Genomic DNA, 23,026 nt, shown 5'->3' on the forward strand with positions numbered 1-23,026 from the left:
TGGAAAGAAGAAGGCCAAGGTTGCCCTGGCGCGTAGGTTGGGGGTCATCATGCACCGCATGCTTTGCGACGGCACCTTCTTCGAGCCGGGACTAGCTGCTGCATAACAGGAGGCGCTCATAGGTTTCGGGCGGGAGGACCATCACGCCCGAAGGCAAAGTCCCGTCGCCGGGACGCAAGGACCTGGTCAGACCGCAGCTTCGCTGGCAACACACCAAGTGATTGCGCAGATTCAGATTGGCCGGCCGGTTCGAAGAGGACATCCATCATGCAGCGCCCACGCAGCGACTGCGGACAGAAGCATGAAGCCGGCGGCAGGGCAAAGCCAAATCGGGATTGACATTCCAACCGTTACAGAAGCGTAGCTAAAACTACTTCCTGCCCGGCGACCTTGAGGCCCAGATCGAGGCCTTCGTCGAGCACTACAATCACCAGCGTTACCACGAAAGCCTGAACAACGTGACGCCCGCCGACGACTACTTCGGCAGGGCGGCAGCCATCATCCAGCGGCGCGAAAGGATCAAGCGACAGACCATCGAACATCGGCGCTTGCAACACCGCAAGCTAGCCGCCTAAAACCAACCCCCAGACGAGGCCCGCACCCCGCTAATCTACGACGCAATTTGTGCCAAATGTTCTGATGACGGACAAATCTCCTTGAGGCAGAAATGACCGCCTCCGCTGACTTCGCCATTCCACTCACTTTCGAGGCAACGGGTACTCTGAAGTCCGCCGACGAACCATTACTCGAGGATAGGCAAATGGCGACCTACATCGGCAATGGCCGGAAAGGCTCAATCAGCGCCCGATGATGATTTTTAACCATATCGCAACGTCTCAAGCGTAACTTTTCGCAGTAGGATTATTCGGTCATGAGGCATGTCCGCCTCCATTTTGCTTCTGGCGAGAAAGAAGGGGCAACGATGCTTTCTGCAGCCCTGACCTCCGTCAAGCGGCATTGGCGTGATTTCATTCCCGCAGCCGCGCTCATGGTTGCCGTGACAGCGGCTATTGCCGTTGCCGCGCTCTGGCCGTCCGGTGATCGGGGACAATATGCTGTCATCGCGCCGCCATCCTATGATCTGGGGCGGACGATCAGGCTGGTGCGGGCCGCCGGCGGCAGCATTGTCGATGTCGGTGGTTTGAAGAATGTCGTCATCCTGCATTCCGCCGACAAGAACGCAGTGACCGCGCTGTATCACGCCGGAGCGTGGCTGGTCATAGACCCCCAACTGCTTCGGGGCTGCGCAGGATTTCACCAAGTTTCAACCTCTCCTGGAGCCTCTGCCTGATGTCCGATCTCGATAAGCTGCGTGTCCGCTTCGGTCGGTTTCTGGTCATCCTGCTCTGGCTGCACATTCCTGTTCTCGCGGCGGTTGCCTTTGTCGTGGGCCGTCCGCCCTTCGCGGCCGGACTGGCGGGCGCACTTCTTGCGGCAGCCTATCACCTGACCTGGTGGCGGCACGGGATTACCCCTGTCACGCGCTATCTCTCCGCCGTCGCGCTGATGGGTGAACCGGCCTTGCTGGTCTATCTGCTGGCCGGTCACTCGTGGCAGATGGACATGCACATGTATTTCTTTGCGCTTCTGGCGCTGACCATCGCCTGGTGTGACTGGCGCGTGGTGGTGGTGGGCGCCGTGGCCATCGCCATACATCACATCATGCTGGACTTCCTTTTGCCTCTTGCCGTTTTCGCCGATGGAGCGGACGTGGGCCGGGTCGGCCTGCATGCCGGGATCGTTGCCCTGCAGACCGGAGTGCTGGTCTGGCTGAGCAGGACGTTGGTCGAAAGTTTTGCGCTCAACAATGAGGCGCTGCGCGAAAGGACGCTGGAGGCCGAGGAGGCCAATCGGGCAAAGAGCCTGTTCCTGGCCAATATGAGCCATGAAATCCGTACGCCGATGAACGCCATTCTGGGATTTTGCCATCTGGCCTTGCGCACGGACATGACGCCAAAGCAGCAGGACTATGTTTCCAAGATCAATGGAGCGGGACTGTCCCTTTTACGGCTCATCAACGATATCCTCGATTTCTCCAAGATCGAGGCGGGCAAGCTGTCGCTGGAGATTGCCCCCTTTGACCTGCGTGCCGCGCTCGAAGGTCAACTGGCCATGGCTTCGGTCGAAGCCGCCAAAAAGCGCGTCGCTGTCGACCTCATCATGGATCCTACCGTGCCTGCCACACTGTTGGGTGATCCCCTGCGCCTCAACCAGATCGTGCTGAATGTGGTCAGCAACGCTGTAAAGTTCACTGAGAATGGCTCGGTCACGGTCACGGTCGACCTTTCCGCACGGCATGGGACCACAATATCCCTCGAAATCTCGGTCAGGGACACGGGCATCGGCATGACGCCAGAGCAGCAGGCCCGGCTGTTCCACTCCTTCACCCAGGCTGACAGTTCGACCACACGCCGGTTTGGCGGTACGGGTCTGGGCCTTGCCATCAGCAAGCAACTGGTCGAGTTGATGGGTGGGCACATTGGGGTCGAAAGCCGTCTCGGGCAGGGGACGACGGTTACGTTTAGTCTGGTGCTTCAGGCCGATGATGCCGCGCCGCCGGTACAGGACATGCCGTCGGCAGAACTCAAACGGTTGCGCGTGCTGATCGCTGATGACAACCCGGCCTCGCGTGAGATTCTGCAGGCCATGTTTGCGACATGGTCGATGAACGTCGATGTCGTCGCTTCGGGCAAGGAGGTCTTGGGTGCCCTTGTGACGGCTGCTGCCGATGCGGTGCCTTACGATCTGGTTCTGATGGATTGGAGGATGCCGGACATGAACGGCATCGAAACCGCCCGTGCCATCCGCCAGGATCTTTATCTGGCGAAAGTGCCCAGCGTGTTCCTGGTCACAGCCCACGGGCACGACGAGGTCAGGGCCGAGGCGGAAACAGCCAACATCGCCGCCGTGCTGATCAAGCCGATCGATCCGGCAACGATGCTTGCGACAATGACCACTGTGTTCGGCGCAGAGCAACCGGACCTTCCGACCGGTGAGGCTCAGGCCGGAACGATTCCGATGGTGGCGCCCCATCTGCGCGGCCTTCGCATTCTTGTCGCCGAGGACAACCAGATCAATCGTGAGATCGCGATTGAGTTGCTGACAGATGCCGGTTTGCAGGTCGAGGTCGCCGAAAATGGCCGCATCGCTTTGGACTGCGTCAAGGACGCAGTCGAGCCCTTCGACGCTATCCTGATGGATGTGCAGATGCCTGAAATGGACGGTATCGAAGCGACTGTGCGCATCCGCCAAATCCACCCGCCCGAGCGCTTGCCGATCATCGCCATGACCGCCCACGCCTATGAGGCCGAACGGCAGCGCTGTTTGGACGCGGGCATGAATGATCATATTGCCAAGCCGGTCGATCCTGCGCTGCTCGTCAGCAAACTGGACCGCTGGCTGAAGCCGCGCCCGTCTCAGAAACGTTTTGCAGAGGCATCAGGCCCGATTGTGATGCCGATCAAGGCCGATATCCTGCCGGACCACCTGCCTCCGTTCGGCATCGCGGCTGCGCTGGTGCGCGTCAACGGCAAGCGGGCGCTGCTGCGAAAGCTCATCGTCGATTTTGGCGATACTTTTGCCACGGTCATTGCGACGCTTCGCGGCCAGATCGCCGCCGGGGACCTGAGCGAGGCGCGACGTCTTGCTCATACATTGAAAGGCATTGCGGGCACGTTGGAGGCCGGCGAGGTTGCCGATGCGGCCAAGCGTGTTGAAACCGCGCTGGCACAATCTGACCTCAGCCGGATCGAAGAGCAGATGGATGGGCTTGAACAGGCCATCCTGCCCGCGCTCGCCGCTTCGGCAACGCTCAAAAGGATGCAGCAGCCGACTTTGACGCAATCAGGCGTGCAGTTCGATTATTCCGAATGGGCTTCGCAGATTGAGGAGATCCGCGCCTTGCTGCGGCGTCGAAGCCTTGGCGCCCGCAAAGCTTTCCAGCAGTTTGAAGAGGCGATCGGCGCCAGACCGGAGGCGGCGGGACTGCATGGGGTCAAGGCCGCGCTTGCCAAACTCAATTTCGAGGAGGCTCTGACGCAATTGGATCTGTTGGTGGGCGAGGGGGGCCTGCAATGCGGGGCGGCGCCTTTGGCGGCGGTGAATTCGTAATGGGCCGGCCCGTGGTTCTTATCGTCGATGACGAGGTCTCGAACATCGAGATCCTGAATGCGGCGCTGGAGGATGATTATGAGATTTGCTTCGCCACATCCGGCGAAGAGGCCATTACGGTTGCGCAGAGCAGCCTGCCCGATCTTATTTTGCTGGACGTGCTCATGCCGGGCACCGACGGGTACGAGGTCTGCCGCCGATGCAAGGCGGATCCGCTGATCGCTGACGTGCCGATCATCTTCACCACTGGGCTTGGCGATGAGGAGTCCGAGGCGAACGGACTTTTGCTGGGCGCGATCGACTATATCGTCAAGCCGATCCACCCGGCCATCGTGCGCGCGCGCGTTCACAATCATATCGAACTCAAGCGCATGCGCGATCAACTGGCCGAACTGGCGGTGACTGACGCGTTGACTGGGCTGAGCAATCGTCGCCGGCTCGAACAGACCCTCGATGTGGAAACCGCCAGACTCTCACGCACGGGTGACTGGCTTTCGGTGATCATGATCGACATCGATTTCTTCAAGCAATTCAACGACGCCTATGGGCATCCCGAAGGTGATAACTGCATCGTGATGATCGCAGCGGCGCTGCAGCGCGCGGTTCGCCGGGCCTCGGACCTGACCGCTCGTTATGGGGGAGAGGAGTTTGCCTGCGTTTTGCCGGCCACTGATCACGAAGCCGCGATGATTGTAGCAAACTCCATCATGGAACAGGTCCGTTCGCTGGGTATACCGCACCGGAATTCGGGCGTTGGTCCTTATGTGACCGTGAGTGTGGGCATCGCGTCAGCCCGGTGCATGCCGGAAATGACACAGGATCTTTGGGTCAAGGTCGCTGACAATCAGCTTTACCTCGCCAAAGTAGCCGGAAGGAACAAGATCGCGGGGACCGTGTTTGGGGGCGAAGACAGGGAGGAGGTCAAATATATATAACTGCGGCCAAGCCTTCGATCAGATGGTGAAGTTTTACTGTTGCCTCCATGCCCGACACAAAACATCGTGCTGCCTTGGAGTGGGGTTCGGTTGCGAAGAGGGAGAAAGCGCGGATCACCTGTCTGCTCTGGAGGATGAGAGCTTTCTTCCAGGCTTCCTTTGGTAAGATCACTTCGTTGATGGTAATGGGAAGCTCTCAGATGAGTGATGCATTCGCTGGGGCAATTTCCCCAATATATGGCGCTCGCGGCGGGATGAAGTTGCGCAGACGAGACTATAGAAGCTTTGGCTGATGCCTGATCGCTCGATAGAGCCGAAAGGCATGCCGGTCGCGGAATGCGTCGCCCTTGCTTGAATTCAATCGCTCCCGAAGTCTTTCCGGGATTGAAAGCCGTGCAGGCCAAACCACCACTGGATCGCGATGATAGTGCCCTTGGCAGGCTGGAGCAGGCCTAACGTCATCGTAATTGCAGCGGGCAGAATGAGCGCCAGCAGCGCGCCAACCGACAGGTCGACCGTTTTGACCAGAAGCACGACCGGTGGCGCCAAAAGATGGCCGGTGAGAAAAATCGAGACATAGGCGGGAAAGTCGTCGGCCTGCTGATGTGTCCAGTCCTGACCGCAGTGCGTGCATTCGGCGATGGGTTTCAGAAACTGGTGAAACAGCTTTGTGCCGCTGCAGGAGGGACAACGGCCGCGCGCACCGCGCCCGATGGCGGTCCAGACCGATCGGGAGGGAGAGGGCGAATTCATTGCGATTGCCCCGATACAGTTTGGCACGCAGCCGACACGGCAAATGATGTGCTGAAATTCAATGTCCGCTCTCCATGGCATGTCGTGCAAGGTCGCCATATCCATATGTATAATCGTGGATCTGACAGGCGCTGAGATTGTTTTTTGATGCTTCATACGTCATGGGAGGCAGATGATTACCTCTCAGCAGATGCGGGCAGCCCGTGCCCTCCTTGGTATTGACCAGCGCCAGCTTGCGAGTCTGGCAGGAGTGTCCTTGCCCACGATCCAACGGATGGAAGCGTCTGAGGGGCAGGTGCGCAGCGTAGTCAAAACACTGGTCAAGGTCATCAGCACGCTTGAGGCGGCAGGGATCGAGATAATTGGTGAAAACGCAAGTTCTCACGGGGTCGGACGCGGTGTGCGCCTCAAGGAGACTACGTCGGGCGGGCAGCCCCGACGCGTCCTTTCGATGCTGTTCGATCAGGCTGAGGCGCCTGGAGATGACCAAGCGTAAAGCCGGCGTTTCTGCAACCGACAGGATGTTGCGCATACCCGTCACGCAGGCGCCATGGACATGGCCCATCTTCTGATATTGCGCCTGTTGGCGTGGCTTAACAGGCGCAGCAGGTTTTTCTCATCGATGGCGATGCCGCCTGTCGACGATTGCGCGACGACAAAGTCGTCGAAACAGCGCGCGTTCTGCTCGAGAAAGCTGATGAGACGATCTTTGATCATGGCGTCTTCTTTCCAAGGTGAACTTCAAGCATGGCGATCAACGCGTCTTCGGCGCGTTCCCGAAGCAGGGTGTCGGATGAGCAAAGGTCCGAACGCAGCCATTGAGGAAGGCGTTTGACCATTTCGGGCAGATTGGCATCGGTAACCACTTGAGATGGGGTTTCCATCGGTTTGTTTTTCTCACTTGATATGTTTTCGGAATGGATCGGGAGCTGGATTGCTTGCCTGGCAGGCTGCAATGGCTCGCTTGAGCGAGTCAGCGTCAACGGCCGGAAACCGGATCCCAGGGGCACTTTTGCCGCCTGGATGTTGCTTGCTCAGGCCGTGGAAGAGGCTCTTGCACCACCACATGTGCGAAACAGCAGCGAGCCTTCGCGCAAAGAAACGTGGATGGCTGGGCGGCGGCGTCACCCGTTGCCAATAGGGCGCGCGAGCAAACAGATCTGACATAGGCTCCGGCTCCTCTGGCGCGCCAAACTCGGGAAAGAGCAGCGGCGCTTGATCTATTAACATATCGCATATATGAGTGTTAAGATTGTAAACTGATGTTTAGTACATCTAATGACCATTGGCTGGATACGGCAAATGAATGCTGGGTCCTTTCCGGGGAGATCAGGCAAACGTTTTTCTGATCATGCTGCTCTGTCTGAGGAAAAAATGATGGTCGACAGCGCGAGATTGACGGCCTTCACGCCCAAGCTCGTCACCGTCATTGGCGAGGGATATTCGACCGGGCATTTTCGCCGCGATGCCCTGGCGGGACTGATCGTTGCCATCGTGGCGCTTCCGCTGGCTATGGCGCTGGCCATTGCGAGCGGCGCTTCGCCCGATAAGGGAATCGTGACTTCGGTTGTTGCCGGATTTCTGATCTCCGCGCTCGGAGGCTCGCGCGTGCAGGTCGGCGGTCCGACTGGCGCCTTCGTCGTAGTGGTTTTCAATGTCATTGCGCAGCATGGCTATGACGGCCTGCTGCTTGCCACAATGATGGCCGGGATCATACTCATAGTGGCCGGCTATTCGGGGCTGGGCAGCCTGGTGCGGTTTATTCCTCAACCGGTGGTGACGGGCTTTACCGCGGGAATTGCGGTCATCATCGCGTCAAGCCAGATCAGGGATTTCCTCGGGCTGTCGATGAAGAGTGTGCCGGCAGACTTTATTCAAAAATGGGAAGCGTATTTTCAAGCGCTCGGCAGCATCCGGATCGACACACTTGCCATTGGTGTCGGGGCGCTGGGAATGATTGTCATGCTTCGTACATGGGCGCCGCGATGGCCTGCTTTCCTGATCACAGTGGTGGCAGCGTCTGCGTCGGCGGCGATGCTTCACCTGCCGATTGAAACGATCGGATCGCGTTTCCCCGATCTTCCGGCGGGTCTGCCTGCACCAGCATTGCCCGACATTTCCTTCTCCAAACTTCAATCGGTGATGCCGTCTGCGTTCACGATTGCCTTCCTTGCCGGGATCGAGGCGCTTCTTTCGGCAGTGGTGGCCGATGGGATGATCGGTTCCCGTCACCGCTCCAACCAGGAACTGGTGGGGCAGGGGGTAGCTAATCTGGCATCGGCTCTGTTCGGCGGCCTGCCAGCCACCGGCGCGATCGCACGCACGGCAACCAATATCAAGGCGGGCGGCATTACGCCGATTTCCGGCATGATGCATGCGGTCTTCCTGCTGATCTTCATCCTGTTCGCTTCCCGTCTGATGGCGTATGTGCCGCTGGCGGCCCTCGCGGCGATCCTGTTCATGGTCGCCTGGGGTATGAGCGAGCATCATCGCTTCATCCAACTGTTGCGGATGCCGGGCGGTGAGCGTGCATTACTGTTGCTGACTTTCGCTCTGACCGTGCTGGTCGATCTCACGGTGGCGATCGGTGTCGGGGTGACGCTGGCATCTTTGCTCTTCATGCTGCGGATGAGCCAGGCCGTTGAGATCACGAATGACGGCGACAGGCTATCATATGCGATCAATGATGGGGACGAAGATATCCATCAGCGTGATGCGCTGCCTGCAGGCGTCGAGGTGTTCCGGATCGATGGCCCTGTCTTCTTCGGCGTAGCCGGAGAATTGCTCGATACGCTGCGCAGCGTCGGCAGCAGGCCAAGGGTCATCATTCTGCGGATGCGGCGTGTGCCCATGCTCGATGCCAGCGGGGTGACGACCATCGGGGACATTGTCCGTTATGCGGCGGCGGGAAATACGCAGATCATCCTTTCGTGCGTCCAGGCGCAGCCGCTCGCGATGCTGGCTCGCGCAGACCTTGGGCCGGACAGTGCCCGGGTGATCCACAGCGCTAATTTTTCCGAAGCCTTGTGCGCCGCCTCCAGGGTGTCCGAAGCCGCTGCAATCGGAACCATCTCAACTGACTGACACAAATGGAAAGCTCAATGACCGGTACCAACGACGATTATGTATATGATGAAGTTTCGGGCGAATGGCTTCCAGCAGCCGAAGCAGCCGTGAGGGCGCAGGCGAAAGATAAGGTCGAGGTCAGGGATTCGGCTGGTAACCTGCTTGCCGATGGTGACAGTGTCATCACGATCAGGGATCTCAAGGTGAAAGGGGCGGGTCAGACGCTTCGCAAGGGAACCGTGATCAAGGCGATCCGACTGACCGGCGATCTGCAGGAGATCGATTGCCGATATGAGGGCATCAAGGGACTGGTGCTCCGTGCCGAATTTGTCCGTAAGCATTGACGTCGGGATGGACCCGGTGATGGATCGATCCGAGATTATGGGATCTGGAGACCGGCGCCGGGCGGGTGAAGCTGATTGTCGCGACGATATCATCCTTCCGTTGGAAGCAGGCAGCGAACTTACCTCAAATCATGGCGGAGCCATTGCCCGGTTCCTCGATGTACCCTTGGGTCCGGAAGGTCCGTGGATCTTGGAATTTGGTGACAGGCGGATCTTGCTGCTTGGGCGGGACACCACGCAAAGCGCGATGATGATCAGCGATCCCGATCACCTGCTTTATGATTATACGAAAGTGATGATGGGCTTCGTACTGCTGTATCGCGCGCCCGGGCGGATCGATATGATTGGCTTGGGCGGCGGATCGCTTCCCAAATATTGCTATCGGCGTCTTCCTTCCGCCCGGATCGTAGTGGCCGAAATTGATCCTGCGGTTATCGCGCTGCGCAAGCGCTTTGCCATTCCCGATGATGACGAGCGTTTCCAGATTGAGTGTGTGGACGGTGCACAGTTCATCGGCGCCGGAGCGGAAGTCGCCGATGTGCTCTGTGTGGATGGGTTTGATCGGGATGGACAGCCTTCGGGTCTCTGTTCGCAGGACTTCTATGATCAATGCTACAGCCGCCTGACGCCGCAAGGAATTCTGGTCGTCAACTTATGTGATGATCCGTCACGTTACGCTCCGATCATCAGGAGGATAAAAAGGAGCTTTTCGAACAACGTTCTGGTCGTACGAGCTGAGGAGCAGGAGAACCGCGTTATCTTTGCCGGAAAAAGCCTGCGCGTGTCGGCACTGCCGAAACTTTTGACGGATCTCGAAACCCTCGACACCTTCAGGGATATCGACATGGAGGCTATCGCCCGGCGGATGTGGCGGGGAGCGCTGGTCAGCAGTGTCTTTAACCCTGAGTGAGTTATCGATCAACGCCATCCGCAGTTGCTTCTTATCAATATGACTGGCCTTCACTGCAACCGGTCGCTCCAACAAATCGGAAAGGCTTGTCGGGCAACCCAGCGTCGTGTATTTGCGAGCCAATCGCAATAATCGGATTCAAAACGATGAGGGGGTAGTTCGGAAAGGATTGCAGATGACTCGTCATTTCGCGCCGCCTGTCGGCTCGACGGGCGTGCCGGCCAGCATGCTGGTTGACGCCATACGCTGTCGGCATGAGGCAAGAATGAAAGGGGAGCCGATCCAGCCCTGCCTTTCCCTTGTGCTTGAAAAGCATGAAGCCGTGATGCTGTCCCCGGTTCTCGACAGCCTCATTCATCTCTATGAGATCGGTCTGGGACGGCCAATTCTGGTGGGCGACGGCCTGCACATTTCCAATGACGAGCATCTGTTGCTTGACCTTATCGCCGGACATTTCTCGCGCGAGGTGTGCCTTGCCTGTGACAGGGATATTATCGCGGCCCTCGACTGTGCCATCTCATCAGCCCGGTTATTGATGGCGCCAACGGCACAGCCCCATTCGCCATAGCTTGTGATCTGACATTCGTGATGAGGCAGCGCGCCTGCCTTGCATGCCGGAGCAGTCTTTGCAGCCAGGCATGGAACCGATCCAATGCGGATTGGTCCGAATTTCGTTGAGTATGCGGCTGCGGAAGGCACCAGCGCCACCACGAAAGCCTGGGCAATATGACGCCCGCAGATGCCTACTTCGGCCGTGATCGACAGCTCCACGCCCTGCGCGCTGCCATCAAGAAGCAGACAATCGGACATCGACGCTTGCAGCACCGCAAACTCGCCGCCTAAAAAGCCAACTCCAGACGAGGTCCACTCTCCGTTGCCGCCACGCCAACTTTGCGCCAAATGTTTTGACGACGGACACTCAGCCGAGTCTGACAACGTTTTTCCGTTATCATTTTCGGGGTAGATCGGCTGCATGCAGTCCTCCGCCTTGATGGTCTTCAAGAAAAATCAGCACTCTTGCTTGACTGACATCTGCCGATGATCATTGGAAAAGACGGATTGGAAATTATGGTCGATGGCTGACCTCGGCCCAGCCGGTCAGCTGATCGATCATCGCTTCTGCCTCATCGGGATTGGCATCGCCGCGCCAGCCAACATGGCGATCCGGTCGACTCAGCACGAGCGTATGAGCATAGCATTCGGGCGCCACGTCTGGGGGAACATCGAGCAGAACCAAGGGCACACCGCGCCTCTTGGCTGCTTGCTGCAGGCGCGAGGCATCGATTGCCGGATTGAAACGCAGCAGAGCAAAACCGTCTCCCAGTGTATCGTAAAGCGAGCGCCTATCGGCGAGCACGAAATTGGGTAGGCTGCATCCCGGCACAGTCGACGGCGTGTAGTCATGCATCGTGTAAGCCGGAGGCATCTGGTCATCATAGAGAATAAAAGGCGAGGCTTCGTAGAAATAGCCGTAGTCCAGCCCTTCACAGGCGAATTGTTGAATGTGCAACCGATAGGCTTCCTCGCCGATCATGTTGCGCAGAGCATCGCCTGCAGGACCTTCCTCGAGAAAATCCGCAGGGATGCTGGTGCGCTCGGCAATGGCTTTTTCGGCGTGGCTCATAGCAAAGCGCGATACTTGTTCGGTAATGGGCTGGCGCTCCTTTTCATAGGCATCAAGCAGCGCTTCGCCGCCCCAACCGTTGATCCGGGCGGCCAGCGGCCATGAAAGGCCCATTGCGTCGGCAATGCCCGTATTCATGCCATAGCCAGCATAGGGCACCCACAGATGGGCGGCATCGCCGCAGATAAACACCCTGCGGTCGCGAAATCTGTCGTCCACGAGCCTTCGCCCGATCCAGCCTTCATCGCTCAGGACTTCATATTCAAAATCGGCATCAACCCCGAGCAACAGTCGCAAACAGCCATCGCGGTCAACCGCCTCGAAACCCGTTTCGCTGCGCAGCAGATAATTGTGCAGGAGCCAGCTTTCCTTGCCGTCAATGGCCGCCAGACTGCCTGCGCGGTTAGGGTGGTAAAGGTAGGTCCACCACGCCTGTTTGCCGGGAATGCGGTCGATCAGGTCGGGCGCAAGGAAATAGGTCGATTGCACACGCTGGATCACCGCATCACCCACCAAATTCGCACCGATGGCGCGCCGGACGACCGATCGCCCTCCGTCGCATCCGATCAGATAATCGGCGCGGATCTCCAGAGCCTTGCCTGTCTCCAGATCGACGCCTTGCGCGGTGACGCCGCTTTCTTCTTGAGTGTAGCTGTCGATGCATGTGCGATTGAGGATCCGGATATTGGGATGGCGGGCCGCGGCACGCGACAGGATGGGCTCAAAAAAGGTCTGGTTGATACGGTGGGGTGGTTCGGGCGTTGCCCATCCGCCATCTGCGCAGTCTGTTGCCGTGTACCGATCGCGGCGGCACGGAATGGAGATGCGCTGAAAGCGCAGGCCGGGTGGCAATAGATATTGGATTATCTCAAAAAATTAAAATTAAAGATGGAAAAAATATTGACATATGTGTTTTATCTAAAGCGATGGAGAGAAAAACCTGCGATGCTTGCGATCTACTGGAGGAATGTTCGAGCTTAATTCAGTACTTCAAACTCTTGGTATCACGCTCCGATCCACCAGTTCCTCGAGGTATCCGACTTAACCGCATTCGGCACGCTGGCGTGGTTGCACGAGCGATGTCTGACAGGAAGTTGACGGCGAGCTTGCCACAGAGAATTGCGATTAGACGGGCATGTCCTTGATCGCGCGAATTTGGGCCACGGCCTTGGCAAGCATGGCATTGACCGGGCCGGGCACGGAACCGTCCGGGCCGGATACCTTGTCATCCGTACCGGGGGCAGGAATGCGATTGCCAAAGCTGAAGGCAATTAGGGCATCGGCATCCGTTGCAGGCATCTTGGGATAGGACCAAAACATGGAGGCTTCGAAAACAAGGGGCCCCAGTTTCCGCGCCACGCTTTCGCTGCCCAATTCGCGGGTCAATTGCCTCACCATCAGTGCTTCGAGTCCCGATTCCGGGGTGAGCGAATTGGCACTTGTCGCCGCGGAGCCCAGAACCGCGGTGATTGCCCCCTTGATGAGGGTACGGCGGGTCGTCATGGTTTCGCCTCGACTGGCGGCAAAGTGGTGCGATCCGGTGTGGGATCGCGGCGCGCGGGCCAGGCGATGGGGGCCGATTGAGCCGCTGCCTGATCGGCCTTGCCGGCCACCTCGACTGGCAGGCTGCGACAACGCGTAGCGGTCCGCATCGGGTTGCACAGGCTGGCCGCATGGTGGGGCAGGCTCACGGTAAAATCGCCGGGAAAGCGCGGATCGGCCCAGAGATAGTCGGTGGAAACGGATTGCGCCCCGGAATGCAGGGCGATGTCGCGATGGGCGGTATTGTTTGCGCGGGCCTGCCATGTGCCTTCATCGGCGCGGGTGCGCACCAGAAAACCGGCCTTCACATCGCGGGCAATGCGCTCTGCATCCTCCACCGGGCGATTGAGGGTCAGATAGGCGGCGGCGGGCGATTGCTCATCGGTGTTGATGAACATCACGCGCCCTTCCAGCGACGCGCGATGCCCGCGATAAAGGGCCACCTTGTCGGGCGTTTCGTCCAGAGCGAAGAGGATGCGCCCGCGCGCCGCTCCCAGCCGGGGCCAGTTGTTGTGCAGCACAGCCTCGCGCAGAGTGGCATAATGACCCTGCACATCGTCGGGCGTCAGCAAGTGTGCCGGGGACAGCACCGAGCGCACCTCGGCATCCAGCGCGTCAAAGGCGGCCTCGTCGAAGGCAAGCAGCGGCGTGCCTCCGGGGATGGTCTTGCCGTCCTTGGCATTGATAAGGATGGTGATGGGGGCGTGGCGCGGATGCGCGCGCGACCAGTCCCGCACGATGCCCAGACAGGCCTTGAAGGTAATGCAACTGGAGCGGAAGTCGACATCGGGCACATGCTGCACCTTGAAGCCGGGCTGCTGCATCGCCCTTTCCCACGCCGGATCGAGCGGCGTCTGCGTCCGCGCGGCGATCAGCGGATGGGCATAGCGGCTGCCCTGCGGATCATAAACCACATCGATCTCAATCTCACGCGCGCCGAAATCAAGCTGGGCGGTGAGGGATTTGTGGGCATAATCCAGTTCCTGCGCCCCTTTGGGATTTGTGGCGGCGATCAGCCGATAATCGGCGGGGGGAATGGCGCGTTTATAGCTGTTATGCGTCCCCACCGTCAGCAGATCGTTGACCCGCAGATGGGCATCCATCCAGCGCTCCACGCAGCCCCGTTCCGCATGAGGGGCGGCATGGGCGATATCCGACGCGTCAAGATGGCAGGCGTCGCGATGCGGCGCTGCCGCGGCCACACCGGCGGTCAGCAAAGCCATGGAGGTGAAAAGCAACAGGTCGGGAACAGGCAGGCGCATGGACAATCCTTGGTAAACGCGATGGCCGGGGTGGTTTCGGGAGGGCCTCGCAAGATGCCCACCCGAAACCTGTCGGCCAACCTATCGGCAGGCCTTGTCCGCATTGACCGGATTGCAGCGCATCGCGCCGCCGCCCGGCAGCGTTACGACATAGCCGGTGCCATAGGCATTGCCCGGTTTGTAGAAGTCGGTTGAAACGATCTGCGCCCCGCTGGCAAAGGTCTGATGCGCTCGGCTGGGATCATTGGTCTTAGCTTCCCATGTTTCGATATCTGCGCGGGCGCGCACCAGATAGCCTTGGCGGACCAGATCGGGGATTTCCCGCGCCCGCATCGTGGCGTTGTCCATCAGCAGGAATGCGCCATAGCTTTGCCCTGGCTGCGATTCCAGAAAGGCTGCGCGCCCTTCCAGATTGGGGTGACCCCCGACATAGCCTGACAGGCCATGGGTGTCCAAAGCGGTCAGCAACAGGAAGACGAACTTGCCCCGCGCATCCTTGAGTTTCGGCCAGTTGCCGGCCTTTGCCCCGGCCTCCAGCGTGGGGTAGGCGCCGCGCACCATGTCGGGCGTGACGATCCGATCGCGGCCGATCACCTTAAAGAGATCGGCGTCCATCTCGTCAAAGGCGGCGGCGGTGAAGGGCAGGGGGGGCTTCGATCCGGGAAAGATCGGCACCGGATTGCTCTTGGCCTCCAGCAGGATGAAGATCGGCTCATGATCGGGATGCGCATCGGACCAGCGGCGCAGTTCCCCCAGACAGACGGTGAACAGGTTGCAGCTTGAGCGCACATCGAAATCGACGATATGCATGACCTTCAGCCCCGGCTGCTCCAGCCCGGTCTTGTCATGGGGCAGTAGCTTGTTTTCCGGGATGCCCTTGGCCCTGGCGGCCTCATAGGCGGCGGGGTGCAGGAAACGCCCGCCTTGCGGATCGCGGTTGAGGTCGAGTTCAAGGCTGCGCATCCCGGCGTCAAGCTGATCGCTCAGCGTGCCATAGCGATAATTCAGCGCCTCGGTCATGCTGACCTCGTTGGGGTGATACTCCTTGTATTGGGCGCGGGCGGCGGGGGGCATTTGGGCCGCCATTTGCGACATGCGCGGGCCGATTATGGCATCTGCCATCGCCATAATCTGCGGATCGACGCCCTGCGAATAGGAATTATGAGTGCCCAGTATCTGGATCTGGTTGATCCTTAGATCGTCATTCGGCTGGGCCACGGCGGCGCTCGCCACCATGGCCAGCATCATCGCCGTGCTGGCCGGTAAGAACTTGATGGTCATCGCCAATGCCCTCTTAGAACTTGACCTGCGCAAAGGCGCCTACGGTGCGATAAGCATCGGGCGAGGTGTAATGCAGCAAGCCCAGCGCGCCGTAGATCTGCCAACCGGTGGAGAAATACTGGTTGAACAGGTTGCGGGCATAGATGCCCACCTCGACCCGGTCATTGGCGCGGGCCAGCGTGATCCGCCCATTCACCAGTCCGTAGCCCGGCACATAGGAATAGCTGGCATTGGGCGTCTTGGTGCCATCGGCATTGATCACGGCGGGCGCGGTGATATTGCCCAGCATCGCGCCCGTCACCGTTTGCAGATCCGAGCGATAGACATATTCCAGATGGGCCTTGAGGTCGATTGTATCGGTGACGGGCGCGTTATAATCGGCGCCGATGGTCGTCATCCAGCGCGGCGCATTGGTCAGGCGCGTGCCGGTGTAATTGGCATTGGCGCTGGCCACATAATCGGTGAATTTGGCGTCGGTGAAGGTCACCGCGCCCGACAGTGACAGGCTGTGCGTGGGCTTGACCGCCACCTGCGCCTCAAACCCGCGGCTGCGCAGGCCCGGCGCATTGCCGATGGCCGAGGCAAGGATGAACCCGCCAACGCCTGTGGATACCGGGGTCAGGATCGTTGCCTGAAAATTGGTGTATTTCGAGGAGAACACGTCAAAGTTGACGCGCAGGCGGTGATTAAAGAACTCGCCCTTCTCGCCGATTTCCCAGCTCTTCACCGATTCCGGATTATAGGGGTCATATTTGTTGCCGACAAAGGCCACGCCGCCCGGCTTGTAGCCGGTGGAATAGGTGGCATAAAGCATCACGTTCTTATTCAACTGAAACGTTGGCGCGATGCGATAGGTAAAGCGCGAGGAGGATTTTACGCCATAGCGGTAATCGGCGGTGGGCGCCGTGCCTGTGGCGGTAAAGGTGATCGTGCGGCCCAGAATGGGCACCGGGTCGAAATTGGGATAGCTGATCGTCTGATCGTTGCGGTCATAATTATACCGCCCGCCCAGCGTCAGGCTGAAGCGCGAGGTAGGGTTGAACTTGACCTGGCCAAAACCGGCCAGCGTTTCATTATGGGCATTGAACTGCACTGCATTGCCCAGCAACTTGCCGGTGACCGGATCGTTGGCGCCGGTATTGGCATAGAGATTGCCGATCACAGATCCATTAACGATCAGCGGGCTGGTGCCCAGCGGCCCCCATTGCACCTGCGTCTGGTTGGCGTGCAGGCGGTTGTAAAAGCCGCCGATCAGATATTCCACGAAACCGCCGGTGGGCGAGGCGAGGTGAATTTCCTCGCTAAACTTGTCGGTCTTCAACCGGCCTGAATTATACGAAATGTACGAATAGACATCGTTGGGTAGCAGGTCGGCAGGCGTATCATTGCCATAGGCGGTTTCGCGATAGGCGGTAATCGAGGTCAGCGTGTGATCGCCCAGTTTATAGGCGACGTGGAGCGATCCGCCCTGATTGGTGGTGCTGATCGAACCGAGGAAGCCATCGGCCGTATCGACATTGCGCGGCCCCGGCGTCACGCCCAGCGCAATCTGCGCGGCGGTGACAGCGGCGGTGGGGGCAAAGCTGGTGCCGGCAGGGCCGCCCACGGCGGTGCGCACGGACGTGTCAAAGTGGTGTGTATATTCGCCCGCCGCGATCACTTCCAGATCGTCAACCGGCTGCCACAGCAATTTGGCGCGCACGCCAAATTCATCGACCCGGCCCAGATTGCGGTTGAGCGTGACATAGCGCCCCTTGCCGTCCTGACCCACGTCAAAGGCGCTGATGCGTAGCGCGGCTTTCTGGCCAAGCGGAATATTGAGCGTGCCGTTGATCGTGCGGTCGTTGCGCTCGCCATAGCTGGCATAGACCTTGCCGGAAAAGTCGTTCAGTTTGGGCTTGACGGTCGTGATGGCGATAACGCCCGAGGTCGAGTTCTTGCCGAACAGCGTGCCCTGCGGCCCCATCAGCACGTCCACGCGCTCGATGTCGACCAAACCGGTGATGCCCAGATCGCGCTGGGCGTCCATCACCACATCGTCAACCACGACATTGACCGATTTGGCGTTGGAAAAGTCAAACGAAGTCGAGCCGACGCCGCGAATCTGGAAAGCGGCGCCCTGCGTCGGGTCATAGGTCAGGCCCGGCGTGGTATATTGCAGGTCGGTCAGCGACTGATAACCGCTGTTCTGCAAGGCATCCCCGCTCAGCGAGATGATCGAGATCGGGACATTCTGCATCCTTTCCTGACGGCGCTCCGCCGTGACGAGGATCTGGTCCAGCGCGGGCTGGGTATTGGCGTCGGCGTGGGCCTCGGCAGGCGCGGCATCTGCGGCGCTTTCCGCGTGGGCGGCCATGGGAATGGCCGTCATGGCCGTGGCAGCAAGCAGTAAGGCGGGCGTGAGAGAAGCCCGGCGGCGGAGACTGGTCATGATTCGATACCCCAAGTTGCGTTGGGGTCCGATTATGCGGTGTAGATGACATTATTGAGACGAATGTTCAGTCCATATAAGCCATTTTATCTTTATAAAAATACGAATGTACAGTTTCGGTGCTGCACCCATGCTCTCCACCCCCAGCGCCCGCCACAACGACACCACACAGCCTATCGCCGATACCAGACACAGGCCCGCTAGCCCGCAGGTCAGCCATGCCAGCCCAAATCCGCCATCCTCCAGGCCGGTCCATGCCACCCCGCGAAACAGCAGCGCCGTGCCCGCCATCGCCCCGATGTTGAAGGGCAGATGAAAACCGGCATAAAAAGCGGCGGCAGGCGCATCGCCATGGCGCCCGCAATCCCGATCCAGCCTTTGCCCCAGCACCACGCGCAGCAGCATGAAATCCACCGCCATGGTGGCTCCGGTGCCCGCCGACCAGAGCAGCAGCGGCGCGACCTGTCCGGGCGGCAGGCAGGGCAGGGCCAGCGCGAGCGCAAGATTGATCGCAAACACCCCCGCCAGCATCGGCAAGGGCGCCACCCGCCGCAGCAAGCCCGGCGCAATGCCCGTGCCCACCATCGCGGCCAGCGCCTGCGCCAGAATGCCCGGCGTTCCCCAATCCGGCAGGCCGAGGCGGTGGTGGGCAATGAACAGAAAGCTGCTGCCGATCACGGCCATATGCGCGCCCACCAAGAAGAATAGGGCCGCCAGTCGGCGATCCGCCGGAGAGGCGACACAGACCTGAAAGGGTTTGAACACACCGGCCCAATCGAGCCGGGGCGTGGCGATGGCGCTGCCCTGTTGCCTGACGCGCCAGATCAGCCAGCCATGCACCAGCGGCGCCTCGGCCAGCGTCAGCAAGAGGATGACATAGAAATCATCGGCAACCCTTGCCCCATGCCTGTTGCACAGCAAGGCCGTGGCAAAGAGGATTGATCCGGCCATCCCGGCCTGAGCGCGGGCGCCAAAGATGCGCCCCCGCGCGACGATACCGCTGGAGCGTTCGAGCGCCCACGCGCCATGCGCCAGATTGGACAGCACCCAACCGCCGGCCAGCGGCAGCAATCCCAGCAGCCAGCCAGCAACCGACCGCCCCTGCGGCGGCGCAAACCACAGGACCGCTCCGCCCGCCCATTGCAGTACGGTTCCGACCACCACCCAGAAGCCACGCCGCCAGCGCGGATCGGGCGCCATATCGCAGACCATGCCGAACAGCACCTCGACCAGAATGCTCCATCCGTTAACGACGGTGAGAATGAGGCCAGTGCGCGCCATGTCCAACCCCGCCGCCCCGGCCAGCAGCACCGGCAGATAGGTCTTACGCGCCAGTTCATAGCCGGAAAAGACGAAGCTGGGCAGCGAGAGCGCCAGTATTTCCATGCGACCGGGCGGGGTTTCGTCCTGCGTCATCGGGCCGGGACGCCCTTAGCGGCAGACCTCGGCCAAGCGGGTAAAGGCGCCCAGCAGCACCTGATGTTCGTCCAGCCCGCGCGCCATGGCCACCATGCGCATCCCGAACAGCGCGACCGAGGCCACTTGCGAGGTGCAGCGATCCGCCGTCCGCCCATGCGGAAGGCCCATGTCCCACAGCACCGATGTGACGATGTTTTCCCCGCGCCGCCGCCGCATGTCGAGCGCGTGATGGGCCAGCCCCGGATGCCGGGCGGCGGCAAGGGCAATGATCGAGGTTGCCCTGACCAGATCGCGGGAAAAATCGTAATGGGCATGAAAGGGGTGCGGCCGACCAAAGTTTTCGGCCAGATTATGCCGGAAATTCGTGACAACCGCGTGAAGCGCGGCCACCATCAGATCATCGCGCGTCCCGAAATGATAGACCACCGTGGAGGCCGGCGTCCCGGCCGCCGCCGCCGCCGAGCGATGGGTCAGCGCCTCCAGCCCCTGCGTGACAATCAGGTGCCCAGCCTGCGCCGCGATCAGCCCGCGCTTGCTGCGGTCGGGCGTGTCGGGATAGGTCTGTTCGGGCTCCAGCGCGGCGATCCATTGTTCCAGATGGCGGCCCGTGCCGATATCCTCGTCGGGTTGGGGGTAGATCCCACCGGTGAAACGATGGAGGCACAGCGCGCGCAGCATACGGTAGGCCGGATCGGCATGGGCGAAGAGCGAAAAGCCCGCTTCATCCAGCATATAGCCCAGCGCCGCATCGGCCTGACGCGGATCGCCAAACAGCACCTCGGCCCAGAACAGCCCCGCCGCATCCAGCCAAGCGCCCAGCGCCGCCGGGCAACCCTCCTGTCGCCCGGCCTCCTGCACCATATCGATCAGCAGGCAGGCGAGGGGGCGATGCCCGACCACCCAGTCGTCGAGGATGGTTTCGGCCAGCACCGCGCGCAGGCCCGGCCCGACCGGCGCCATCGCCCCGAGACGCTTCTGCCAGCCTTCGCGAAACAGCCGGTCCTGCTCCATGGCGTGAGCGATGACCTGCGCCAGCAATTGCTCTTTCGACCCCATCGTCTGGGTCAGCGCGTTGAGGCTCATGCCGACCTTTTCGGCCAGCGGGCGCAGTGTCAGCTCGGTCAGGCCATGAGATGCGATCAGGTCCAGAGCCGCCGCGACGATGGGCTGCGCGGCATGTTTGTCATCGACGGGTATCATCATCGCCCCGGGAACTTTCAGGAGCCACTCCTCTAAGGCGGTCGGTCCGATTTGTCACGCCGGACTGCTAATTCATAACCCCACGCATGTGTCGGCCTGTCATCTCTCTTTTTAATTATTTGCCATCGATGTAGACCGAAGGTGCGGGAGGGATGACGCTGTTGGCGAGATTAGGACCTTGCATCCGCGCTTCTGGCCGGAATTACGTTTGGAGGTGACGGGCATGGGGAGCCGCAGCTTGCCGTCAAGGTTTGGTCCCAGTGCTCGCTAATAGCGACGATGCCCGTTTTCGACCTGATGTCGTCTCTGGGAGCATACCTTTTGCGGGCCGATGGAAAACGAAACAATCTCGCGATAGAAGTGAGCCTGCCTTGGTGAGGAGGCGCAAGGGGGGCAATCATGGCGACAGTTTCGGTGAGCAGCGGAACTCTTAACGTTAACCTGTGGCGTGGGGAGCGTATGTGCCTGATCGGGATGAACATCGATCCCCAGCCGGCCGCCGACTTTGTTGGCTTTGCGATTGCGGTGCAGTCTCCCGGGGCGAACGACTTCACCTTTCTGCGCAACCGGCTTGCCTTCGCCTATCCGGCGCAGGCGGATGTGACCGGCTTTCGGCAATTCCCCACCAGCGAAGCGCCGCTTCAGACCTTCCGCTGGATACATTTTCCGCAGGACCCCAAACCGGGCACCTACCGTTATCAGGTGACCGCTATGTACATGGATGCGGTCGGAACCCTGCATGAAGGCGACAAGGTGGCGGGCGAGATCTCTCTGTTCGACGAGACGGTGCCGGGCGTTGTCGATATCGGCTTCACCCGTAATTTTGCTTCCTCGCAGGCCTTTGTCGAGAAGTTTCCTGATGGGGCTGCCCGCGCCAGAATACTGCCCATCAATGGCGCGGCGGGTTATGATTTCGACAAAAGCGCGGCGCCTGCTGGTGCCTATGCCTGGCTTTCGGGCAAAGCCAACGATCTGATGCAGCAGATGTTGGCTGCGGCGACTGATCCCGCGACCCGGCTCGATGTGATGGCCTATGATCTCAATGAGCCTGATCTCATTGCCGCGCTCGAAGCTGTCGCGCAGCGAGGCAGTTCTGCCAGCCCCACCTTGCGTATCCTGATCGACAATTCCGCCGATCACAAGGACGACACCAGTTCTGAAAGTCGCGCCGCTGCCCGCCTTGCGGCGGCGGGCGCGGTGGTGGTGCGGCACCATTTCGTCCATCTGCAGCATCACAAGGTGTTGATCCTTTACCGCAACGGCAATGCGGAGCAGGCCATCGGCGGCTCGACCAATTTTTCTTTCCGTGGGCTTTATATTCAGGCCAACAACATGCTGTTGTTCACCGCGCCCGAGGTGGTCGACTGGTTCGTGCAGGCCTTCGAACTTGCCCTTCAGGGGCCATCCGCATGGAAGGCGGGCACATTTCCCGACACATGGCACGCCGCCGGGAACCTTCCGACGGGGACCAATGTCCGAGGCTGCTATTCGCCTCATTCCGAGGGTTTCGACATGTCACTCTCGCCTGTTGCGGCGGCCATTGATCAGGCGACGTCCAGCGTATTCTTTGCCGTTGCCTTCCTCAATCAGGACAGCAAGGGGCCGGTGCGTCAGGCGCTGGACCGGCTCGAAGGCAAGCCTCTGTTCAGCTATGGCATTGCCAATCGCAAGACCGGATTGAAACTCACCAAACCCGATGGTTCGACCGGGCTGGTGGATTTCGAATATCTGGCCGATCGCGCGCCCGAACCGTTCAAGTCGGAATGGAGCGGCGGGCAGGGGATCACCATCCACCACAAATTCGTAGTTACCGACTTTAACCTGCCGACCGCCAAGGTCTTTGCCGGATCGTCTAACCTGTCAGTCAGCGGCGAGGAGGGCAATGGCGATCATCTGTTCCAGATCGGCGATGCGCGGGTGGCGACGGCCTATGCGATCGAGGCGCTGCGCATGTTCGACCATCTGAACTTCCGCACCAAGATGCAGGCCGCAGCCGGGGCGGAAAAGTCGATCATATTGCGCAGGCCGCCGGTTGATGGTGGGCAGCCATGGTTTGCGCAATTTTACGCTGAAGGCACCCAGAAACAGCGCGATCGCATGTTGTTTGGAGGGCCAATTTTCCGTCAATCCTGAGCGAAAGATTGTCCAG

19 protein-coding genes and 2 pseudogenes are annotated in these 23,026 nt (G+C 60.1%); 11 read left to right on the plus strand and 10 right to left on the minus strand.

Annotation, left to right across the window (positions count from 1 at the left end; all coding sequences use genetic code 11):
* Positions 1-368 precede the first annotated feature (368 nt).
* From FHW96_RS24025 to FHW96_RS24040, 4 genes and pseudogenes are all read left to right on the plus strand, one after another.
* Positions 369-575 (plus strand): annotated as a pseudogene (locus FHW96_RS24025) (integrase core domain-containing protein); the annotation flags it as partial.
* Between the two features lie 296 nt (positions 576-871).
* Positions 872-1,291, plus strand: a complete 420-nt coding sequence (locus FHW96_RS24030) for a hypothetical protein (protein WP_172343101.1) — start codon at positions 872-874, stop codon at positions 1,289-1,291.
* A complete protein-coding gene (locus tag FHW96_RS24035) occupies positions 1,291-4,110 on the plus strand; it encodes a hybrid sensor histidine kinase/response regulator (RefSeq protein ID WP_253951220.1) in 2,820 nt (939 codons plus the stop codon). Before FHW96_RS24030 ends, FHW96_RS24035 begins: the two co-directional genes overlap by 1 nt.
* Positions 4,074-5,045 (plus strand): diguanylate cyclase, encoded by a 972-nt coding sequence (locus FHW96_RS24040; protein ID WP_253951221.1) that lies wholly within the window; start codon positions 4,074-4,076, stop codon positions 5,043-5,045. The genes FHW96_RS24035 and FHW96_RS24040 overlap by 37 nt, the downstream gene beginning before the upstream one ends.
* Positions 5,046-5,402: 357 nt before the next feature.
* Here the strand turns inward: FHW96_RS24040 and FHW96_RS24045 are convergent, their stop codons facing one another.
* Positions 5,403-5,903, minus strand: a complete 501-nt coding sequence (locus FHW96_RS24045; RefSeq protein ID WP_253951222.1) for a DUF983 domain-containing protein — start codon at positions 5,901-5,903, stop codon at positions 5,403-5,405.
* A gap of 67 nt (positions 5,904-5,970) precedes the next feature.
* On the opposite strand from FHW96_RS24045, the gene FHW96_RS24050 reads away from it, so the two are divergent.
* Positions 5,971-6,294 (plus strand): helix-turn-helix domain-containing protein, encoded by a 324-nt coding sequence (locus FHW96_RS24050; RefSeq protein ID WP_172343102.1) that lies wholly within the window; start codon positions 5,971-5,973, stop codon positions 6,292-6,294.
* Positions 6,295-6,335: 41 nt separating this feature from the next.
* Here FHW96_RS24050 and FHW96_RS24055 read toward each other — a convergent pair whose 3' ends face one another.
* Entirely contained in the window at positions 6,336-6,515 is a 180-nt protein-coding gene (locus FHW96_RS24055; RefSeq protein ID WP_172343103.1) for a hypothetical protein, read from the minus strand.
* A complete protein-coding gene (locus tag FHW96_RS24060) occupies positions 6,512-6,682 on the minus strand; it encodes a hypothetical protein (RefSeq protein ID WP_172343104.1) in 171 nt (56 codons plus the stop codon). The genes FHW96_RS24055 and FHW96_RS24060 overlap by 4 nt, the downstream gene beginning before the upstream one ends.
* A 490-nt stretch (positions 6,683-7,172) precedes the next feature.
* Here FHW96_RS24060 and FHW96_RS24065 point away from each other — a divergent pair, with 490 nt between their 5' ends.
* The 5 genes and pseudogenes from FHW96_RS24065 to FHW96_RS24085 form a co-directional block, all read left to right on the plus strand.
* On the plus strand, positions 7,173-8,882 hold the full coding sequence (locus FHW96_RS24065; RefSeq protein WP_253951223.1) for a SulP family inorganic anion transporter: 1,710 nt from the start codon (positions 7,173-7,175) through the stop codon (positions 8,880-8,882).
* 17 nt (positions 8,883-8,899) lie between these two features.
* Positions 8,900-9,208, plus strand: a complete 309-nt coding sequence (locus FHW96_RS24070) for an alkylphosphonate utilization protein (protein WP_172343105.1) — start codon at positions 8,900-8,902, stop codon at positions 9,206-9,208.
* Positions 9,183-10,118 (plus strand): fused MFS/spermidine synthase, encoded by a 936-nt coding sequence (locus FHW96_RS24075; RefSeq protein WP_172343106.1) that lies wholly within the window; start codon positions 9,183-9,185, stop codon positions 10,116-10,118. The genes FHW96_RS24070 and FHW96_RS24075 overlap by 26 nt, the downstream gene beginning before the upstream one ends.
* 175 nt (positions 10,119-10,293) lie before the next feature.
* Positions 10,294-10,686, plus strand: a complete 393-nt coding sequence (locus FHW96_RS24080) for a hypothetical protein (RefSeq protein WP_172343107.1) — start codon at positions 10,294-10,296, stop codon at positions 10,684-10,686.
* A gap of 128 nt (positions 10,687-10,814) precedes the next feature.
* Positions 10,815-10,961: pseudogene (locus FHW96_RS24085) on the plus strand (IS3 family transposase); the annotation flags it as partial.
* Between the two features lie 223 nt (positions 10,962-11,184).
* Here FHW96_RS24085 and FHW96_RS24090 read toward each other — a convergent pair.
* The 7 genes from FHW96_RS24090 to FHW96_RS24120 form a co-directional block, all read right to left on the minus strand.
* Positions 11,185-12,594, minus strand: a complete 1,410-nt coding sequence (locus FHW96_RS24090) for an FAD-dependent monooxygenase (RefSeq protein WP_172343108.1) — start codon at positions 12,592-12,594, stop codon at positions 11,185-11,187.
* 273 nt (positions 12,595-12,867) lie between these two features.
* Entirely contained in the window at positions 12,868-13,245 is a 378-nt protein-coding gene (locus tag FHW96_RS24095) for a hypothetical protein (RefSeq protein WP_172343109.1), read from the minus strand.
* Positions 13,242-14,546: a phosphatidylinositol-specific phospholipase C1-like protein gene (locus FHW96_RS24100; protein ID WP_216651046.1), complete on the minus strand. Its 1,305-nt coding sequence runs from the start codon at positions 14,544-14,546 to the stop codon at positions 13,242-13,244. Before FHW96_RS24100 ends, FHW96_RS24095 begins: the two co-directional genes overlap by 4 nt.
* 81 nt (positions 14,547-14,627) lie before the next feature.
* Positions 14,628-15,827, minus strand: coding sequence for a Ca2+-dependent phosphoinositide-specific phospholipase C (locus FHW96_RS24105; RefSeq protein ID WP_172343110.1), 1,200 nt, complete (start codon positions 15,825-15,827; stop codon positions 14,628-14,630).
* Positions 15,828-15,840: 13 nt separating this feature from the next.
* On the minus strand, positions 15,841-18,258 hold the full coding sequence (locus FHW96_RS24110; RefSeq protein ID WP_253951224.1) for a TonB-dependent receptor: 2,418 nt from the start codon (positions 18,256-18,258) through the stop codon (positions 15,841-15,843).
* A gap of 51 nt (positions 18,259-18,309) precedes the next feature.
* Positions 18,310-19,674: an MFS transporter gene (locus tag FHW96_RS24115; protein WP_172343111.1), complete on the minus strand. Its 1,365-nt coding sequence runs from the start codon at positions 19,672-19,674 to the stop codon at positions 18,310-18,312.
* A 15-nt stretch (positions 19,675-19,689) separates the two neighbouring features.
* On the minus strand, positions 19,690-20,880 hold the full coding sequence (locus FHW96_RS24120) for a TetR family transcriptional regulator (RefSeq protein WP_172343112.1): 1,191 nt from the start codon (positions 20,878-20,880) through the stop codon (positions 19,690-19,692).
* Positions 20,881-21,276: 396 nt separating this feature from the next.
* On the opposite strand from FHW96_RS24120, the gene FHW96_RS26860 reads away from it, so the two are divergent.
* Positions 21,277-23,010, plus strand: a complete 1,734-nt coding sequence (locus FHW96_RS26860; protein ID WP_172343113.1) for a phospholipase D-like domain-containing protein — start codon at positions 21,277-21,279, stop codon at positions 23,008-23,010.
* Positions 23,011-23,026: the final 16 nt, after the last annotated feature.

The organism is Novosphingobium sp. SG751A (genome assembly GCF_013149295.1).
Lineage (GTDB): Bacteria > Pseudomonadota > Alphaproteobacteria > Sphingomonadales > Sphingomonadaceae > Novosphingobium.

Excerpts from the sequence above, each read along its gene's own strand:
- FHW96_RS24060 (WP_172343104.1), bottom strand. The coding sequence starts at position 6,682 with ATGGAAACCCCATCTCAAGTGGTTACCGATGCCAATCTGCCCGAAATG.
- FHW96_RS24035 (WP_253951220.1), top strand. The coding sequence starts at position 1,291 with ATGTCCGATCTCGATAAGCTGCGTGTCCGCTTCGGTCGGTTTCTGGTC.
- FHW96_RS24080 (WP_172343107.1), top strand. The coding sequence starts at position 10,294 with ATGACTCGTCATTTCGCGCCGCCTGTCGGCTCGACGGGCGTGCCGGCC.
- FHW96_RS24095 (WP_172343109.1), bottom strand. The coding sequence starts at position 13,245 with ATGACGACCCGCCGTACCCTCATCAAGGGGGCAATCACCGCGGTTCTG.
- FHW96_RS24110 (WP_253951224.1), bottom strand. The coding sequence starts at position 18,258 with ATGACCAGTCTCCGCCGCCGGGCTTCTCTCACGCCCGCCTTACTGCTT.
- FHW96_RS24100 (WP_216651046.1), bottom strand. The coding sequence starts at position 14,546 with ATGCGCCTGCCTGTTCCCGACCTGTTGCTTTTCACCTCCATGGCTTTG.
- FHW96_RS24115 (WP_172343111.1), bottom strand. The coding sequence starts at position 19,674 with ATGACGCAGGACGAAACCCCGCCCGGTCGCATGGAAATACTGGCGCTC.
- FHW96_RS26860 (WP_172343113.1), top strand. The coding sequence starts at position 21,277 with ATGGCGACAGTTTCGGTGAGCAGCGGAACTCTTAACGTTAACCTGTGG.
- FHW96_RS24065 (WP_253951223.1), top strand. The coding sequence starts at position 7,173 with ATGATGGTCGACAGCGCGAGATTGACGGCCTTCACGCCCAAGCTCGTC.
- FHW96_RS24105 (WP_172343110.1), bottom strand. The coding sequence starts at position 15,827 with ATGACCATCAAGTTCTTACCGGCCAGCACGGCGATGATGCTGGCCATG.
- FHW96_RS24055 (WP_172343103.1), bottom strand. The coding sequence starts at position 6,515 with ATGATCAAAGATCGTCTCATCAGCTTTCTCGAGCAGAACGCGCGCTGT.
- FHW96_RS24040 (WP_253951221.1), top strand. The coding sequence starts at position 4,074 with ATGCGGGGCGGCGCCTTTGGCGGCGGTGAATTCGTAATGGGCCGGCCC.
- FHW96_RS24120 (WP_172343112.1), bottom strand. The coding sequence starts at position 20,880 with ATGATGATACCCGTCGATGACAAACATGCCGCGCAGCCCATCGTCGCG.
- FHW96_RS24030 (WP_172343101.1), top strand. The coding sequence starts at position 872 with ATGAGGCATGTCCGCCTCCATTTTGCTTCTGGCGAGAAAGAAGGGGCA.
- FHW96_RS24070 (WP_172343105.1), top strand. The coding sequence starts at position 8,900 with ATGACCGGTACCAACGACGATTATGTATATGATGAAGTTTCGGGCGAA.
- FHW96_RS24045 (WP_253951222.1), bottom strand. The coding sequence starts at position 5,903 with ATGGATATGGCGACCTTGCACGACATGCCATGGAGAGCGGACATTGAA.
- FHW96_RS24050 (WP_172343102.1), top strand. The coding sequence starts at position 5,971 with ATGATTACCTCTCAGCAGATGCGGGCAGCCCGTGCCCTCCTTGGTATT.